Origin of the sequence: Ruegeria sp. HKCCA5463 (genome assembly GCF_013034175.1) — a bacterium.
Taxonomy (GTDB): domain Bacteria; phylum Pseudomonadota; class Alphaproteobacteria; order Rhodobacterales; family Rhodobacteraceae; genus Ruegeria.
The window spans coordinates 233,344-249,659 of record NZ_WQFL01000008.1 but is presented as its reverse complement, the minus strand read 5'-3'; the positions used below and the strand labels follow the sequence as shown (position 1 = coordinate 249,659).

General features: G+C 56.9%; 11 protein-coding genes. 4 read left to right on the top strand and 7 right to left on the bottom strand.

Going from position 1 to position 16,316, the window contains the following annotated elements; genetic code table 11:
* Positions 1-178 precede the first annotated feature (178 nt).
* Positions 179-2,917, top strand: coding sequence for a cation-translocating P-type ATPase (locus GOW09_RS17465; RefSeq protein WP_171119811.1), 2,739 nt, complete (start codon positions 179-181; stop codon positions 2,915-2,917).
* A 246-nt stretch (positions 2,918-3,163) separates the two neighbouring features.
* Here the strand turns inward: GOW09_RS17465 and arcC are convergent, their stop codons facing one another.
* From arcC to GOW09_RS17435, 6 genes are all read right to left on the bottom strand, one after another.
* A complete protein-coding gene (gene arcC / locus GOW09_RS17460; RefSeq protein WP_171119810.1) occupies positions 3,164-4,102 on the bottom strand; it encodes a carbamate kinase in 939 nt (312 codons plus the stop codon).
* Between the two features lie 3 nt (positions 4,103-4,105).
* On the bottom strand, positions 4,106-5,104 hold the full coding sequence (argF, locus tag GOW09_RS17455; RefSeq protein WP_171119809.1) for an ornithine carbamoyltransferase: 999 nt from the start codon (positions 5,102-5,104) through the stop codon (positions 4,106-4,108).
* A gap of 56 nt (positions 5,105-5,160) precedes the next feature.
* On the bottom strand, positions 5,161-6,387 hold the full coding sequence (locus tag GOW09_RS17450) for an arginine deiminase (RefSeq protein WP_171119808.1): 1,227 nt from the start codon (positions 6,385-6,387) through the stop codon (positions 5,161-5,163).
* On the bottom strand, positions 6,384-7,763 hold the full coding sequence (locus GOW09_RS17445; protein ID WP_171119807.1) for an amino acid permease: 1,380 nt from the start codon (positions 7,761-7,763) through the stop codon (positions 6,384-6,386). Before GOW09_RS17445 ends, GOW09_RS17450 begins: the two co-directional genes overlap by 4 nt.
* Positions 7,764-7,772: 9 nt before the next feature.
* The gene (locus tag GOW09_RS17440; protein ID WP_171119806.1) at positions 7,773-9,260 is read right to left on the bottom strand and encodes a YfcC family protein; all 1,488 of its coding nucleotides are present in this window, start codon (positions 9,258-9,260) and stop codon (positions 7,773-7,775) included.
* 792 nt (positions 9,261-10,052) lie between these two features.
* Positions 10,053-10,946 carry an NAD(P)-dependent oxidoreductase gene (locus GOW09_RS17435; protein ID WP_171119805.1) on the bottom strand — a complete coding sequence of 298 codons (894 nt, stop codon included), beginning with the start codon at positions 10,944-10,946 and terminating at the stop codon, positions 10,053-10,055.
* 633 nt (positions 10,947-11,579) lie between these two features.
* On the opposite strand from GOW09_RS17435, the gene GOW09_RS17430 reads away from it, so the two are divergent.
* Together GOW09_RS17430 and GOW09_RS17425 are read left to right on the top strand one after the other, a co-directional pair.
* Entirely contained in the window at positions 11,580-13,562 is a 1,983-nt protein-coding gene (locus GOW09_RS17430) for a hypothetical protein (RefSeq protein ID WP_171119804.1), read from the top strand.
* 145 nt (positions 13,563-13,707) lie between these two features.
* Positions 13,708-14,955 (top strand): hypothetical protein, encoded by a 1,248-nt coding sequence (locus GOW09_RS17425; RefSeq protein WP_171119803.1) that lies wholly within the window; start codon positions 13,708-13,710, stop codon positions 14,953-14,955.
* A gap of 7 nt (positions 14,956-14,962) precedes the next feature.
* Here the strand turns inward: GOW09_RS17425 and GOW09_RS17420 are convergent, their stop codons facing one another.
* Entirely contained in the window at positions 14,963-15,904 is a 942-nt protein-coding gene (locus GOW09_RS17420) for a YcaO-like family protein (RefSeq protein ID WP_171119802.1), read from the bottom strand.
* A 68-nt stretch (positions 15,905-15,972) separates the two neighbouring features.
* Between GOW09_RS17420 and GOW09_RS17415 the strand changes: the two genes are divergently transcribed.
* On the top strand, positions 15,973-16,284 hold the full coding sequence (locus tag GOW09_RS17415) for a hypothetical protein (RefSeq protein ID WP_171119801.1): 312 nt from the start codon (positions 15,973-15,975) through the stop codon (positions 16,282-16,284).
* The last annotated feature ends 32 nt before the right edge of the window (positions 16,285-16,316 follow it).

Below are 16,316 nucleotides of genomic sequence, written 5' to 3'. Positions count from 1 at the left end.
TGACCTTTCTCGATTTTGCAGATGACAAAGCTCCGTCGCTGCTGGTATCTGGATAAAGGCGTGCGCATCACAAATTGGAGAACCGTCAATGAACTGCGCAGGTTGGCTCATTGGCTGAGAATGGGCACTGGCACCCCAAGACTTATCCGGTCACGCAATTGCTCATTCGGAGTTGAGAATGTCAGGTTTCGCACAGACAACCCCATCGGTTCTTGGAAACGCGAACGCACCTTGGGTGTTGGGCGGTAGAGCGGTCGCCGAAAACCTCGGCGTGAACCCTGAGACGGGATTGAATCCGGACGAGGTGGCCAAGCGGCTTTCAACACACGGTCCAAACCGCTTGGAAGAGACTGCAACAGTTCCGCCATGGAAGATGCTCCTGCGGCAATTCGCAAGCCCGCTGCTGATCATCCTGATAGCAGGTGCTCTTGTCTCGGCCTATACGGGGCATTGGGTTGATGCGATTGCGATATTCGCGATCGCCGTCTTTAACGCCTTCATCTCCTTCTGGCAAGAATATAAGGCCGAGCAGTCCTTGGCAGCCCTGCGGGAGATGTCTGCACCGCAGGCCTTCGTGCGTCGCGGCGGCGAGATCGTCGAGATACCGGCGGCGGATCTCGTGCCGGGCGATATTCTGCGAGTAAAAGCCGGTGACATTCTGGCCGCCGACATTCGCTTTGTCACCGCCAGCCGGATGCAGGTCGACGAGGCCGCGTTGACGGGAGAATCCGAACCGGTTGACAAACATGCCGATCCGATCGAGGACAAAGACGTCGTTTTGGCCGATCGTCTGAATATGGGCTTCATGAGCACGCAGGTCACTGGCGGCGCTGGTGAAGGCATTGTCGTGGGCACCGGAATGGAGACCGAGGTCGGTCACATCGCTGCCCTCATGTCCTCTGCGAAAGAGCCAAAGACCCCGCTGCAACTCAAGATCGAGGGCCTTTCCAAGGTGCTGATCATGGCGGCCCTGATCGTGGTCGCCATCGTGATCGGCATTGGCGTGGTCAATGGAATGGATGCGGCTGAGATGCTGAACACGGCAATCTCGCTGTCGGTCGCGGCGATCCCGGAGGGTCTGCCGACAGTAGTCACCATCGTTCTGACGCTGGGATCACAAAACATGGTTGCCAGCAACGCCTTGGCGCGACGGCTTTCCTCTGTAGAAACGCTCGGCGCGACCTCGGTGATCTGTTCAGACAAGACCGGCACGCTCACGCAGAACCAAATGCAGGTGATGCAATGCTGGGCCGGTGGCAAGGACTGGGAAGTGACCGGCGAGGGGTTCGATCCGCATGGCGAGTTCCGTTCCGAAGACGGCAGCGTGGCCGAGATCGAGGCCGAAACGGATCTTCGGCAGATGCTGGCCGTCTCCGCCTATTGCAACGATGCGCGTATGGTCGAGGCTGACGGGCGCCCGGCGATCCAGGGCAACCCGACTGAGGGCGCTCTGGCCGTGGCCGCGGCCAAGGTCGGGATTTCCCGCGAGAAGTTGACAGAAGCGCGGGTCGAGGCGCTTCAGCAATTCCCCTTCGATTCAACGCGCAAGATGATGTCTGTCTTCGCTCGATTGCCGGATGGGCGCACTGTACTCGGCGCCAAGGGGGCGCCCGATGTGATCCTGTCAAGGGCGAGCCATGTCCGCATGGCCGGGGAAACGCTTGAGATCTCCCCGGCTTTGCGGGAAGAGATCGAGGCGGTGATCGACAGTTTCGGCGAGAAGGCGCTCCGGACCCTCGCCGTGGCTTATCGGGAGGTGGCAGAAGAGGATCTGGACCATGCCGATCCTGAGCAGCGGATCGTACTGCTTGGCATTCACGGCATCATGGACCCGCCGCGCAGCGAAGTACCCATCGCCGTTTCGGAGGCAACCGGGGCCGGCATCCGAACGGTGATGATCACCGGCGACCACGCCGTGACCGCCCAAGCGATTGCGGAACAGATCGGCATTCGCACCAGCGACGCGCAGACGGTTCATACCGGGGTCGAGCTCGACCAGATGAGCGATCAGGATTTGAAAGAGATGGTGCAGCACGCGGCCGTCTTTGCCCGGGTGACCCCGGAGCACAAGCTGCGCATCGTCAATGCCATGCAGGAGAATGGCGAGGTGGCGGCAATGACCGGGGATGGCGTCAACGACGCGCCCGCTCTGCGAGCGGCGGATATTGGTGTCGCCATGGGCATCACCGGCACGCAGGTCGCCAAGGACAGCGCTGCCCTCGTGCTGCTCGATGACAATTTCTCCACCATCGTGACGGCAGTCCGCGAAGGCCGGCGCATCTTCGACAATCTGTTGAAATTCATTCGGCAGGCGCTCACCGCCAACGTGGCCGAGGTCTCAACGATCCTGTTCGCCTTCCTACTGATGGGGGCAGACCCGCTCCTGCCGATCACACCGCTGATGATCCTCTGGGTGAATCTTGTATCGGATGGGCTACCGGCTCTGACACTCGGCTTCGAGAAAGCGGAACCCGACCTGATGCAGCGCCCACCGCGCCCGCGCGACGATAATCTGTTCGGCGGCGGAATGAAGGAGCGGATCCTGATCCGGGGAACGATGCTCGGCCTGCTGACCTTTTATGTCTTCCAGGAGTTTCTCGAACGAGGCGCCTCCTTGGAACACGCCCAGACAGCAGCGTTCATGACACTGATCTTTGCCCAGATCTGGCATATTTTCGACGCCCGAACGACCTCCACGCTCTACCGCAAGTCGCCGCTCGGCAACCGCACCTTGCTTGGAGCGGTGAGCATTTCCATATTGCTGTCTCTTCTCGCCATTTACACCGGCGCTGGACATTTCGTGCTTGGAACAGTTTCCCTGCCTCTGTCGCATTTGCTCGGAGTGTTCTTCATCGCCGCACTGCCCACGCTTCTGTTGTCTGCGCTGAAGGAAATGTTCGGACTGAAATGGCTCTGACGCTACCTTTGCTTAGAACGGCACTGAAGGTGCTAGAATGGACATCCTGAAGCACCCATTCGTTGTCAATTTCTTGGCAGAGGGTCTGCATTGTGCCTGGCCAGCATTCCGCCCACAAGGATGTCAGAGGAAGTTAAATTTTATGGCCTGATAACCCATACGCACGATCTAGTGACGCGCAGCGCGCAGTGTCGACCCCGGTGTCTCATAGAAGGCATTACAATCAACAAAGCCTATTCTTCGGGCCTAGTGAAACTGTGTTTCCCCCGCCTCTAGCGATACCGTCGTACCTTTTTCACCGCGAACGGCTGCAGGAACGTCAGCAAGCGCGCAAATAACGGCCCGACCGCCCGAGGATCGCACAAAGTCTTGTGCGGACTGCACCTTGGGACCCATTGATCCAGCGGGGAAGTCGTACTCATCCAACGCGTCGGGGGTGATCGACCGAATACCTTTTTGGTCAGGCGTTCCCCAGTTCAGGAACACGGCTTCTGCATCTGTAGCGATGACAAAGAAATCTGCGCCAAGGTTCTGCGCCAGTAGGCACGAGGCGAAATCCTTGTCGATGACGGCTTCGACCCCGACCAGTTTCCGTTCTGCGCCTGCCTGGTACATCGTCGGGATGCCGCCTCCGCCAGCAGCGATCACGGTCGCGCCCTTTTCCAGGATCCAACGGATCGGTTCGACCTGAAAGATACGTTTCGGGCGGGGCGAGGGCACCACGCGCCGCCAGTACTCGCCATCCGGTTTCACCGTCCAGCCCTTGTCAGCCGCCTCTTTCTTGGCGTCCGCTTCGGAATAAACCTGCCCGATGAACTTGGTCGGATTGTCAAAGGCCGGGTCGCTCGGATCGACCTCGATCATGGTCAAGAGGGTGGCGATGTGATGCTCAAAAGGCAGGATGTTCCCAAGCTCCTGCTCGATCATGTAGCCAATCATCCCCATCGTCTCGCCCACCAGCACGTCCAGCGGGTATTCCTCCACATCCGTATACATGATCTCTTGCAGGGCCAGCATCCCGACCTGCGGACCATTGCCATGAGTGATGACGGTTTCGTGCGCTTCGCAGAGCGGGGCGAGGGCTTCGGCGGCAATCTTTGCGTTCTTGCGCTGATTGTCCGCCGTCATCGCCTCCCCCCGTTTGAGAAGCGCGTTGCCGCCAAGTGCTACAACAACGCGTCCCATGGATCAGGCTCCCAATGTCGCGACGAGGATCGCTTTGATCGTGTGCATCCGGTTTTCGGCTTGCTCGAACGCGATATTCATATCACTTTCGAAAACCTCCTCGGTGACTTCCATCTCGGTGATGCCAAACTGTTCGTGAATGTCCTGACCGACCTTGGTCTCCAGATTGTGGAAGGCGGGCAGGCAGTGCATGAACTTGACGGCTGGATTGCCGGTTTTCTTCATCAGATCCATGTTGACCTGATAAGGGCTCAGCAGCTTGATCCGCTCAGCCCAGACTTCTTTAGGCTCACCCATCGACACCCAGACATCGGTATGAATGAAATCCGCGCCTTCTACGGCCGAGGTATCGTCCGTGATGGTCACGCGTGCGCCGGTCTTTACAGCCCGCTCTATCGCCAATTCGCGCACATCGTCATGGGGCTGGGTTTCTTTCGGCGAGATCATCCGCACGTCGCAGCCCATGATCGCGCCCAACATCAGCAGCGAGTTGCCCATGTTCGACCGACAGTCGCCCGAGTATGCATAAACAATGTCCTTGCGGGGTTTGTCGGCGTGCTCGATCATGGTCTGCATATCGGCAAGCATCTGGGTCGGATGCCAGTCATCCGTCAGGCCGTTATAGACCGGAACACCGGCATATTCAGACAGCGTCTCAACCATGTCCTGACCCGCACCGCGGAATTCGATCCCGTCGAACATGCGGCCCAAAACGCGGGCAGTGTCTTTCATCGACTCTTTGTGCCCGATCTGCGATCCCGACGGATCGAGATAGGTGATGTTTGCACCCTGATCGTAGGCGGCCACTTCAAATGCACAGCGGGTACGTGTCGACGTTTTCTCGAAGATCAGGCAAATGTTCTTGCCGGTCAGCGAGGGCTGTTCGGCGCGGGCATATTTCGCGCGTTTCAGGTCACGTGCCAGATCCAGCAGGTACAGCATTTCACGCTGGCTGAAATCGGCAATTTTCAGATAGCTACGGCCTTTTAGATTGAATGCCATTTTGTCTCTCCCTAACAAAAAATCAGTGGGCGCAAGGGCGCGCGCCCTCGGTAAACTCAATAGGCGGGGTCGCGGTCGATCGGGCAGGTCATGCAGTGGCCACCGCCGCGGCCGCGACCAAGTTCCTGGCCTGAGATTTCGATCACATCGACACCAGCTGCGCGCATCTTGCCGTTCGTAAACGTGTTGCGCGCATAGCCGACGACCACGCCGGGCGAGAGGGCGACGACGTTATTCCCGTCATCCCATTGTTCGCGCTCGGCCTGGAATTCGTTGCCACCGGTCGAGATGACCTCAAGCGAGTTCAATCCCAAGGCTTCCTTGTAGACGTCGAACAGGTGCCCTTTTTCAACGTGGATATCCAAATCTCCACGGTCACCCGGACGGATCGAGATGCAGGTGATCTGGTCCGCAACTTCCGAGAATGCAGTAACTTTGTCATGGTCAAGGCAAGTGAAGACGGTATCCAGATGCATGGCCGCGCGGCTTTTTGGCATGGCACAGGCGACGACACGTTCGGCGCCGCCCTTCCTGAACAGCGCTTCCGCAACCTGAGCGACGGCCTGCCGGGTTGTGCGCTCGCCCATCCCTATGAAGACGGTGCCGTTGCCCACCGGTTGAACGTCGCCACCCTCAACCGAAGCGAGGCCGAAATCGTCGTCGCTATCGCCCCACCAGAACTCGAACTCGGCGTCCTTGAACATCTTATGGTGGCGATACACCGTTCGCATGATCAGGGTTTCTGGCTTACGAGCAGGCCAGAACATCGGGTTCGTCGTCACGCCATCGAAAATCCAGCAAGAGGGGTCGCGCTGGAACTGCGCGTTGGGGATGGCGGGAAGGATGAAGTCGCCCAGAGAAACCAGATCACCGAACTGTTCGTCGATCATACCCTTGGGCAGGTCTGCAAAGATGATGCCGCCAAGCATATGGCGAGCAAGCAGCTTGGCATCCATCTCGTCCAACCAGGCACGCATTTCTACAGAAAAGCCCAGGCCGACCATGTTGGGCGTGATCAGTCGGTCCAGCAGGAAGGCGCGCGCTGCGGGGTCGTCTGCGATAGCTTGGGCGAGCAGATCCTGAATATCGTAGACCTCGACCCCGCGTTCCCGCATCAGGGAACAGAATTCTGCGTGGTCCTTGCGGGCCTGCTCGACCCAGATCACGTCATCGAACAAAAGCTCTTCGCAGTTTCGTGGTGTCAGACGATCATGCGCCAGTGAAGGGCGCGAGACGATCACCTTGTTGAGCTTTCCGATCTCGGAATGAACACCGAGCTTCATTGCAACTCTCCTTTCGAACTATCGGTTTTCTGAATTTCTTCAATATCATTGGCCTGACTCCAGCGGACCCAGACATGGATTGGCACGCCCATAAGCAACAGGACCGAGCCAACCAAAACGGTTTCAGCGCCTGAGCCGATGAAGGCCCAGACCGAATAAATGAACCCAAGTGCGCCCAGCACGACGACCTTGGCCAATTCCGGGCCGTGCAGGACCTGCCCGCCTTTCAGCCGGATCATAATCTCCGCCACAGAGCAGATGGCATAGGGCAACAGGCTGGCGACAACGGCGAGCAGAATGACAAAGTTGAATGCGGCGACCAGCCCTTGCGCATAGTTCATGATGATCAGAACCGAAGCCAGCGCATTTGACAGGATTAACGCGTTGGCAGGCGTTCCAAATTTGGATTTTTGGCCCAAGGCTGCAGGGAAGACGCGATCCAAGGCAGCACCGTAAGGGACCTGGCCACTGAGCAGTGTAAAGCCGTTCAAAGTGCCAAAGGTCGAAATCACCGCACCCACTGCAACAAGGACACCACCAACGGGACCAAACATCACCTCACCGACGGCTGCCAGAGGTGCGGCGGAAACAGCGAGCAACTCGGCAGGAATGACGCCCATCGAAACGGCGGTTACCGAGATATAGACGCTTGCCGCGATAATCACGCCGATCACGGTGGCGCGTGGAATGGTCTTTTCCGGCTCGATAACATCGCCAGAGGGAACTGTTGCAGATTCAAGGCCCAAGTAAGCCCAAAGCGTCAGAGCAGCCGCGGCGGAAATCGCCGTAAACGCCGTGGTGCCGCTTTGATTGACCGGAACATAGTTCTCAGTGTTGATCCAGAAGATACCCAATATGCCAATCAATATCAGCGGAGCGAGCTTGAGCACGGTGGTCACGATCTGAACCAAACCAGCCCCTTCGACCCCTCGGATGTTAACCAAGGTGAGCGTCCAGATTGCAACCAACGCGGTCGATAGGCCGTACATTGGCACTTCGATGATAATCGGGAACAGGAATCCCAGATATCCCACCAACGCGACAGCAACAGCTGCGTTCCCAGTCCAAAGTGCGATCCAGTACCCCCAGGCAATTATGAAGCCTGCAAAGTCTCCGAATGCTTCTTGCGAATAGGCATAGGGGCCACCGGGTTTCGAAACGACGCGAGACAGCCTTCCGAAAATGATCGCGAGAACAAGCGCCCCTGCCGAAGTCAGAATCCACCCGCCGATTGCGATTGGCCCAAACGGTGCAAGTGACGCTGGTAGAAGGAACACTCCCGACCCGATCATGTTTCCGACAACCAAGGCAATACAGGCCGTCAGCCCAAGGGCACCGGATGTCGATGTTGTCTCTGTGGCGGCGCGATCGGTCATTGCGACGGCTCAGTTCGATGTTGTGTCTGAAGTCTCGGTTGTGGGCCCGTCGATCCCCGGATCAGTGATGGCCCCAACGGTAAGTGCCGCGCAGATGATCACTGCCAGAATAACGAGCAGCGGGAAAACAAAGCGTAGCCACCGGTCATAAGAGACACGGCCAATGGCTAGACCACCCATGACGACGGCAAATGTCGGGTTGAAGAGGTTCACCCATCCGTTTGCCGACTGGTACGCTGTAACCACCAGGTCACGACCGACGCCCGCAAAGTCTGCCAGTGGTGCCATGATCGGCATCGAAAGCGTGGCCAGCCCTGACGAGGACGGCACCAGGAATGACATCAAGATCTGAATGCCAAACATCGCGTTGATAAAGGCGAACTCGCTCAGTCCTGAGACAAACCCTTCGGCTCCGGCGAGGATTGTATCGGTGATTTTGCCCGCGTCCATAATGACGACAACACCGCGCGCAACGCCAATGATCAGAGCAACGCCCAGCAAATCGCGCGCGCCATCAACGAAGGTTTCCACAAAGGTCCCTTCGTCCATTCTGGACCCTTCATCCGTTTTCCCGACCCACCAAACGATGATGGACATCACCAGGAAGAGACCGGACATTTCCGCCATCCACCACCCCAGCGCGACAACACCATAGATCATAATGGCGAAGGTAATCCCAAAAAGAACCAGAATGATCGAACGCGTCTTGGTCATATCGGGGAACGTATCATCGCCTTCCGAACCCTTTAGAAAATGCGCCCGGTTTTCCTCGGCCTGATCGGCCACCACGGACAATGACGGGTCGGCTTTCACGCGTGATGCGTATCGCATGACGAATGCGATGCCTGCAGCAAGACAAAGGACAAGGATAATGAACCTAAGAACGATCCCGTTCGTGAACGGAATACCCGCACCTTGCGAGGCAACAACTGTCGCAAATGCGTTGAAGGTTGAGCCCAGGGTCCCAATGCCTGCGCCAAGCATGATCACTGCGACCCCGGTCAAGGAGTCGTACCCTGCCCGAATAAAGACCGGAATAATCAGAGCGTAGAACGCGAGGGATTCTTCGGCCATGCCATAGCTTGTCCCGCCAAAGGCAAAGGCGATCATCAGGATCGGGATCATCAGGATTTCCCGCCCGGCCAACCTGTGCAGCAACCAACCGATACCGGCGTCGATAGCTCCTGTCTTGGTGACAACCATAAGGAAACCGCCGATGACTAAAACAAACAAAGCGACATCAATCGCCGCGCTGGATGAACTTCCCAGAAGACCGGGATCGTACATACCTGCAATCGGGGCAAGGATAACTGCCGTAAGTCCTTGGGGGTTCGGCTCGACTTCGTGGTAGGTGCCCGGGACAGGCGCTTCGTTGCCCAGAGCTTCGTTCATCTGACGGTCGTACTCACCGGCCGGAATAACCCATGTAAGGGCGGCCACGACGGCAATCAGTATGAACAGAATGGTAAAGGCGGTAGGAAATTTGAACTTGGACATATGAAACTCGCGCTGGGTGAAGCTGAGAAACTGGGCAGTCAAATATTTGAATATTTATGTCTCAACTTAGTACTAACGCGGTGACTTGTCACTTTCGTAAAACGTGAGGTTGTCGAACACATTGAACAATGTCTGCCATGGGCTCAACTTGGTCATCTGAACATTTTTTTCAGATGACAGCTTATGAGCGGAAAGTAGACACATAAGAGTATGGCAGTGCGGGTTAAGGCCTGCCTCTGCCGTCCAAATACTCTTTATCAGGCTCTTTATATCCAGTTCCTTCATGGCTGCACACCCTCACAACAATGATTATGAAGAGTGCCATCAGGATTGCTCTGGCACTTGGGGTTTGGAGCAAATATTTCATTATTCATTTTTATTATTGCGTGAGTGACTTGGTAAAGAAGTCCCGTGCCTTTTCATTCAGCCCGCCAGTTGAGCTCAATTAACTGGCAGCAGGCCGCATTGGGAAGCGGTTCGGAGGAGGTCACTTGATTGGTTTTTGTTCCGAGCGCCAACAGTTCGTGAGCATCCGTGATTTTAGTTATCCGAATTTCAACGTAACAAACGACAACCACTCTGTAAATTTTACGACGTCAGAGTTAGTAGCGCGGTTTTACGAAGGCTTTGATGTTAAGAAGGAAATGACGCAGGATGAAACCTTCTATTCAAACGCCAAAGCAAAAAGACTTCTAAGTTTTGATCCTCAGCATGATTGGTGGGACTACCTGAAATCCTTGTTGCCGCATCTTAAAGAGTTCGCATTAAACTGCGTGTGCAATGCGACCAGAATCAAGCCTTGGATACGCCGTTTCTCGCAGCTACGAAATCCACAAGGTGAGGAACATAGTCGTTCGGTCCGTCACCCCCAGCGGCGAGCGCCATTGCAAAACTGTTTTTTGCGGCGTTTCCGATTGGATTGGACAACCCCACTTCATCTGCCATGGCTTCTAGGTAACGCAAGTCTTTTAGAGCATTGGATAGAGTGAATTTGTGGGACTCTCGATTGCCTTCAACGGCGTACCCCATGAAGGTTTGATAAAACCCGCAATCCATCCTGCTGCCACGAATGACAGAGTCGAATTCCTTGGTGGATATTCCGACTTTTTCGGACAGTGCCAACGCTTCCGAATAAAGCGCCGCGTATCCCAGTGAAAGAAAATTATTCAGAAGCTTCATTTTGTGCCCTGCAGCACATGGGCCGATGTGAACGATGGTCTTTGCCCAAGCTGAGATAACAGGCTTCAACCGCTCAAAAACAACAGGATCAGCGCCGACCATGGTCGCCAGCTCTCCGTTCTGTGCCTGCACGGGTGTCCCGCCCAACGGCGCGTCCGCCATATGGTGACCGGCCTGCGCTAACTTAGTCGCGAGTGCCATAGTGGAATTCGGGTCTGACGTGGAACAATCCACAACGACGCTACCGGCCTGAATGGTTGGCATCATGGCGGCCACGATTGCCTCGACCTGAGGAGAGCCGGGCGCACAAATATGGGTAACTGACGATACTGCCGCAAGCTCCGCGAGGTTTTCCGCCTCCGTCGCGCCCTCAGCGACCAACTCATCAACAGGCCCACGGTTTCGATGAGCAATCACGTTAACTGTGAAGCCTGCTTTTAACAGATTCGAGGCCATACCTTGACCCATCAAGCCAACACCAACAAATCCGATCGTTTCTTCGCTCATCGAGTTCTCCCTTTACCATTCACGGAGAGTCAGTGTGGACTAGTACAGAATGAAAAAGCAATGGCGGCTTAACTTTGCTTCGTGAACCAAGGCGCAGGACGCAGCGAATGAACGTTTCTAGTCCCTTTCGACAGATGGTTCGCTTGATCCAAATGTCTGCATTGGGCTCAAAGCAGTCGTTTGCTACAACCGGCGTGAGTGTCAGCTATAAGCGTTTAGCCAACTTTCTGTCGCATGACACGTTGCGCTATCCGCGCTTGATATCCGGCTTTGTGTGGTATGTATTGTGGTATCTTTTCTGAAGGTTTGAATAAATTATATACTTAACATAAGTTTGTAGGCTTAGTTAGGCTGACTTCGTCTCCGCCATCCAACTTTCTTTAGCTTTCTGTCCGGGGAGATTCAGCCCGAAGATGGCTGGGCCCCAGATATCCTGTTTTGCATTGGATTCTGCGATTTCTCGAAAGATCGGAAAGCGGCGGCGGGGCTTGGTGTCCAGTGCGATCGAAGCCCTTTCTATCCCAAATATTCCCAATCTCTTTCAGAACAGGGCAAAAAGCCTGTCGGAATGACCGGTCACGATCCAGTAACGGCGTCGTGCGAATCGTTGTTTCCGTCGATCGGGAGAGCAACATGCCGCAACATATCATTCCGTCTGAACCCTGGCAGGACTTGGAAAAGCCCAATCGTGGATTGAACCGGGATCAGTGTCACTCGAGCGCGCCGACTGGTGCCCGAGACAGGGCGGCCGCAGAACATAACGGCGAAGCAGACCTGTTTGCCGGGACTTGGCCCACGAGCTTTTCGAAGGGCTTGCGGCATGACGAAAATGGCATTGTCGACGTGCAGGTTTATACCGAATTTCTGGAAGAAGTGGCTGATCCTACCTGCACCGACAATCAAGGAAACAGGCTGACGCTGTTTGACACGCCAGCCTATTCCGGGCCCTTCCGCACCGCGCCATCAGAGGGTGGTGAATTTAGATGGCGTGCGTGGGAAGGGCCAATCCTGGGTCATCGGTTGGGGTTCAATGGATTGGACGCCGGCGGTTTGGGTATCGCGCCGGCGCCCAGGCTTGGGTCAGATGAATTGGCGGCAGAGATGGCCGAACTCTATGCGATGGCCTGTCTGCGAGATGTGTCCTTCGAAACCATTCGGGATGGTGCCGAGGGAACCGACAAGGTGCTTGGCGCCCTTGGCCGGTTGGAGTGGTTCCGCAAAGACGGTTTCCCAAAGGATGCCAGCGGCGCCGAGATCGGGAAAGTACCGGCGGCGCGCCGGGTCCGAGATGGCGAAGGTCTGTCTTCGCGAACTTTGTTCCGCGGCTCGAGCCAAGGCTGTTCGGACGGGCCTTACGTGTCGCAGTTCCTTTTGCAGGGTTACGACCCGCTGACGTCAGACGCGGCGCATGTGCAAGGGCGGTGGTTGGCAAATACAACTGCGCCAAGGGCAATGCCGTTTGGTTCGTTTCGGGTTGACCAAAGAGTTGCACCACAGGCCGTTGGCGTGGACTATTTGCGGGACTGGGCCGAGTGGCTGGACGTTCAGAACGGCGCGGACGCGACCGGTGAACAAGCCTTTGAGACCTGTGGCCCGAAGTTTATTGAAACACCTCGCGACCTTGCTACCTATGTGCATTTCGACTCGATCTATCAGGCTTTTTTCAATGCCTGCCTGTTGATGTTGGGCCGAGGTATTCAAGCAGATGACGGTCTGCCCGAAGTCTGGAATTCCCGTGCGGAGGATGGCGGGGCCCATTGGGGCGGATCACACGCGCTGTCGATGCTGGCAGAAACCGCGACCAGGGCAATGCGGGCCGTGCGACGCCAGACCTTTCAGGTGCACAACCGCGCCCGCCCTGAAAAGCTGGGCAGCGTTGCAACCTTGGTGGCGAATGGTCATGGCGCGGTGCTTGGGGCAGCGGAACCGTTTGCCGCAGCCCATCTTGAGAAATTGGAAAGCGCCGCCTGCGAAGATTTCAGTCTTGTGGAAGCCATTGCCGCCGCGCCGGCCACCAAGCGGTTCGCCCACAACGCGGGTTCTCATAAGGGGCTGCCTCAAATCGATCGCAACCTGCTGTTGCCTGTTGCTTATCCCGAGGGCTCGCCAATGCAGCCGTCCTACGGGGCGGCGCATGGCGCAGTTGCCGGGGCGTGCGCGACGCTGCTCAAGGCGTTCTTCAGAACACATGCGCTGGACGGGTCACGGGTATCCTTGGCAGAGGCGGGTATGGAGCGCGTCTTTGTTCCGGCTCCGGGTGGAATGAAACTGGTTGAGTCCGTGCGGCCAGAGGACAGCGCAGCGAAGCTTACGCTGAATGGCGAGCTGAACAAGTTGGCTGCAAATATCGCGATCGGGCGCAATTTTGCAGGGGTACATTTCTACAGCGACTATTTCGACAGTATCCGAATGGGTGAACGCGTTGCAGTGGGCATTCTGGCCGAACAGATGGCGAATTTCCGGGGGGCCGCGAAAATGTCGCTTGAAACATTTGATGGAGATCGCCTCAACATCGTTGGCGGTCGTTCTTGCAGTAGCGAAATCCACATTGTGAACAGTACGCCCGAATTGTGGTGGACCCGTCATTTGCCTGAACAGGCGGGGTGGGCAGGATGAATGTATCAGACCCCATGACAGGTCGGTCTACATGATGCTTCCTTGTGCGTCACCGGTGGCGATCGCCCCGTCGGAATTGAAAACCTGCGGGCATCGACCTCTGACTTTCCATTCTAGTGTCTCTGAAGCCCAACGGTGTTCTTTGATGTCTGTATTCCAATCGCCGGGACTTGCTGATCAAGGCGTGAACGACGCCACCCGGTCAGCGTGGAATTCAAGCATTCAGAACATATTCGACGTGCAGGGCGTCAGCCCGTTTCTGGTCATGGATCCGCGTGACATCGAGGCGGGCCAACCTTCGAATGGGTTCAGATGGCGCGCCGATCCCCGGGAACCGCGGGACTGTCTGGGCGATGAGCTGGCGGCGCGCGTGTGTGACCAAGGCTGGCCCGGCAGGGTTGAGCTGCACAATGAATATCTTGAATACACGTTGGTGATGCGACCCGATGCCGGTGGCAGGCTGCGCCCGAAGCGATTTGTGGCCACTACCGAGTTTGTGGAGTGGTGGCAGTTCATGGCGGTGTTCGATCTCGATCACTTCCTGTCGGTGGTCGCATCGGTGACCGGGCGCTTCTACTCCTGCAAGGATCTGTTTGAAGTCTCACGGTCGGTATGGACGTCGATGGATGTGTCCGAGCGTGCAGCCCGCTTTCACAAAAGGCTGGTGGGTAGGGATCACGCGCATCCGCCGGAACATCCGTTGAATATCCAGCATGCCCTGTTTCTGGCCAAGGGTACGAACCGTTTGACCGATCTGATCCAGACCATGCATTTTTTTTCCTTCCCGTATCTCGTGAAGGACGGCGAGAGCAACCGGCGCGCCCGGCTTGAAGAAGTTCTTGATTTCGCGAACCGGCAGGATCTGTACTGCGGGCATGCAGGGTTCCGCCTGGTGAGCGATACGCTTGAACTGGCCGCGGGGAAATGTGGTAAGTCACCAGCGGGTCGGGCGATGGCATTCTCTGATCCGCTTGGGCTGTATATTCAGGCATTCCATACATCACGACTGTTTGTGGGTGCGGGCAGGGTGCCTCGGGGCTGGGTCCGGTTCAGTCGCGGTGCGCGGGGAATGCACATGCGCCTTGAATTCGGGCCTGCCGACGACGATCCCCGGTTTCTGGATGATATCACGCTGGGAACAGGCCCTTCGGCTCGCCCTGTCTCGGGCTATGCTCTGGCCAGCCTGATCGAGGTCGGCCCGATGATCACAGTTGCCGCCAGGCCGCGCGTGATCACCCGTGTCGAATTTGTTGAAACTCCGCATGTTGATCCGGGGCGGGTTGTCCGCAGCCTGCCCGAGACCGAACGTTTCAGGCAGCTTTTGGAATTCGCGGACCGTTGCAAGGCAGAGACCAACGGCGACACGACACGCTTTCGCAGAGACGGATCCTGACCGGTGCTCAAACTGCTACGGCTTTGACCACCGGCAGGGGAATTTCAGGTGCGGTCATGTCAAAAACCGCAACCGGACGACCGAGGGCGCGACTTGCCGCTGTCAATACCGTCGTCAGCGATGGGTTCGGGCTGTCCCACGCCCGCGTGTCGAACAACCGCGTCGGAGCAACAGGCCGGTCATTCTGCGCGCCGCGATAAAGCCGGAACAGACGGGCCTGTTCAGCATCCATGCCGTGATCCGTTACACCGTTGTGTTCAAGCATCACCATGTTGCGCCAGGACACCACCGCCTCGGATGCTGCGTGCCAGACGCCCTGCGCCAGATTTGCGGAAAGCGCCGATCCATAGGTCGGCCTGCCGCCATCCGCATCTGCGCAGACCGCGCGCAGCAGAAGGCCGATGCCCGGAACTTCGAGGATGTGAAGGCTCAGTTGCCGCAGTTGGACGTGCAGCCACTGCGTCAAATCATGGGGCAGGACCGTGTCCGGCGCCAGGTGGTCAAACCCCTGCGATCCAAGAGCGTGTTCCAAACACTCCAGCGCCGCCCACAGCGCGGCGGCTTCATGTGTCGGGCCAGCCGCGGCACCTTTCGAAGTGACCTTTCCGTCACTGCCCGGAACACCCAGTGCAAGCGCGTCGTTTGGCATCACATGGGATGCGCCATCCGACGCGATCAGGCTTTCGCGGGTTTGTGGTGCTTCGGTACTGTATTGCAAGGCATAGCGCTCAATCGCCTCGAACCCGGCCAGCCGCGCCGCCTCTTCCGGTGTGCGGCCAGTGCCGAAAGACACGCGATGACCCATCCCGCCCTTGGGGGGCAGAGCTCCGTCGCGCAGCTCGATCAAGCGAAAAGCCGCGTGGATCGGCGCATCTTTGGGGAATTCGGCAAACGAGGGTTTGGAAATTAGCCGAGCAGTTTCAGCGCGTTCTATCAACGTGTCGGTCATTTTCATTTCCGGATAAGCATATAACGGGGTATACAAGTGGGCATTGTTGTTTGAGAAGGAGATTTTACATGGCTCGTTTGACAATCAACCCGAATTATTCGTTGAAAGACTTGGGGTGCGAAGTTCTGAATGCCGCGCGCGGCCGTGCGTTGGGGTCGCAAGATAATCAGGACGCGGCGGAACGCAAAATTCAAGAAATCCTTGCGGACAGTGGTAATCCAGAGGTCAGGTTTGTCTATGACACCAAGGATCTGGTTCATATCGTTGTTCCGGACCTGAGTGACAAAAAGCCGGATCCGAACCCCGATCACGAGTCATGGTGCTGCAAACTGGCCTATGAAGCGATGGGCGGTATCGTCATATTTGGATGCAGCGGTTAACGACAACCCCCGAACGTTTTTGAGGGCCGTTA

Excerpts from the sequence above, each read along its gene's own strand:
- GOW09_RS17435 (WP_171119805.1), bottom strand. The coding sequence starts at position 10,946 with ATGAGCGAAGAAACGATCGGATTTGTTGGTGTTGGCTTGATGGGTCAA.
- GOW09_RS17440 (WP_171119806.1), bottom strand. The coding sequence starts at position 9,260 with ATGTCCAAGTTCAAATTTCCTACCGCCTTTACCATTCTGTTCATACTG.
- GOW09_RS17430 (WP_171119804.1), top strand. The coding sequence starts at position 11,580 with ATGCCGCAACATATCATTCCGTCTGAACCCTGGCAGGACTTGGAAAAG.
- GOW09_RS17425 (WP_171119803.1), top strand. The coding sequence starts at position 13,708 with ATGTCTGTATTCCAATCGCCGGGACTTGCTGATCAAGGCGTGAACGAC.
- GOW09_RS17450 (WP_171119808.1), bottom strand. The coding sequence starts at position 6,387 with ATGAAGCTCGGTGTTCATTCCGAGATCGGAAAGCTCAACAAGGTGATC.
- GOW09_RS17420 (WP_171119802.1), bottom strand. The coding sequence starts at position 15,904 with ATGACCGACACGTTGATAGAACGCGCTGAAACTGCTCGGCTAATTTCC.
- GOW09_RS17415 (WP_171119801.1), top strand. The coding sequence starts at position 15,973 with ATGGCTCGTTTGACAATCAACCCGAATTATTCGTTGAAAGACTTGGGG.
- arcC (WP_171119810.1), bottom strand. The coding sequence starts at position 4,102 with ATGGGACGCGTTGTTGTAGCACTTGGCGGCAACGCGCTTCTCAAACGG.
- argF (WP_171119809.1), bottom strand. The coding sequence starts at position 5,104 with ATGGCATTCAATCTAAAAGGCCGTAGCTATCTGAAAATTGCCGATTTC.
- GOW09_RS17445 (WP_171119807.1), bottom strand. The coding sequence starts at position 7,763 with ATGACCGATCGCGCCGCCACAGAGACAACATCGACATCCGGTGCCCTT.
- GOW09_RS17465 (WP_171119811.1), top strand. The coding sequence starts at position 179 with ATGTCAGGTTTCGCACAGACAACCCCATCGGTTCTTGGAAACGCGAAC.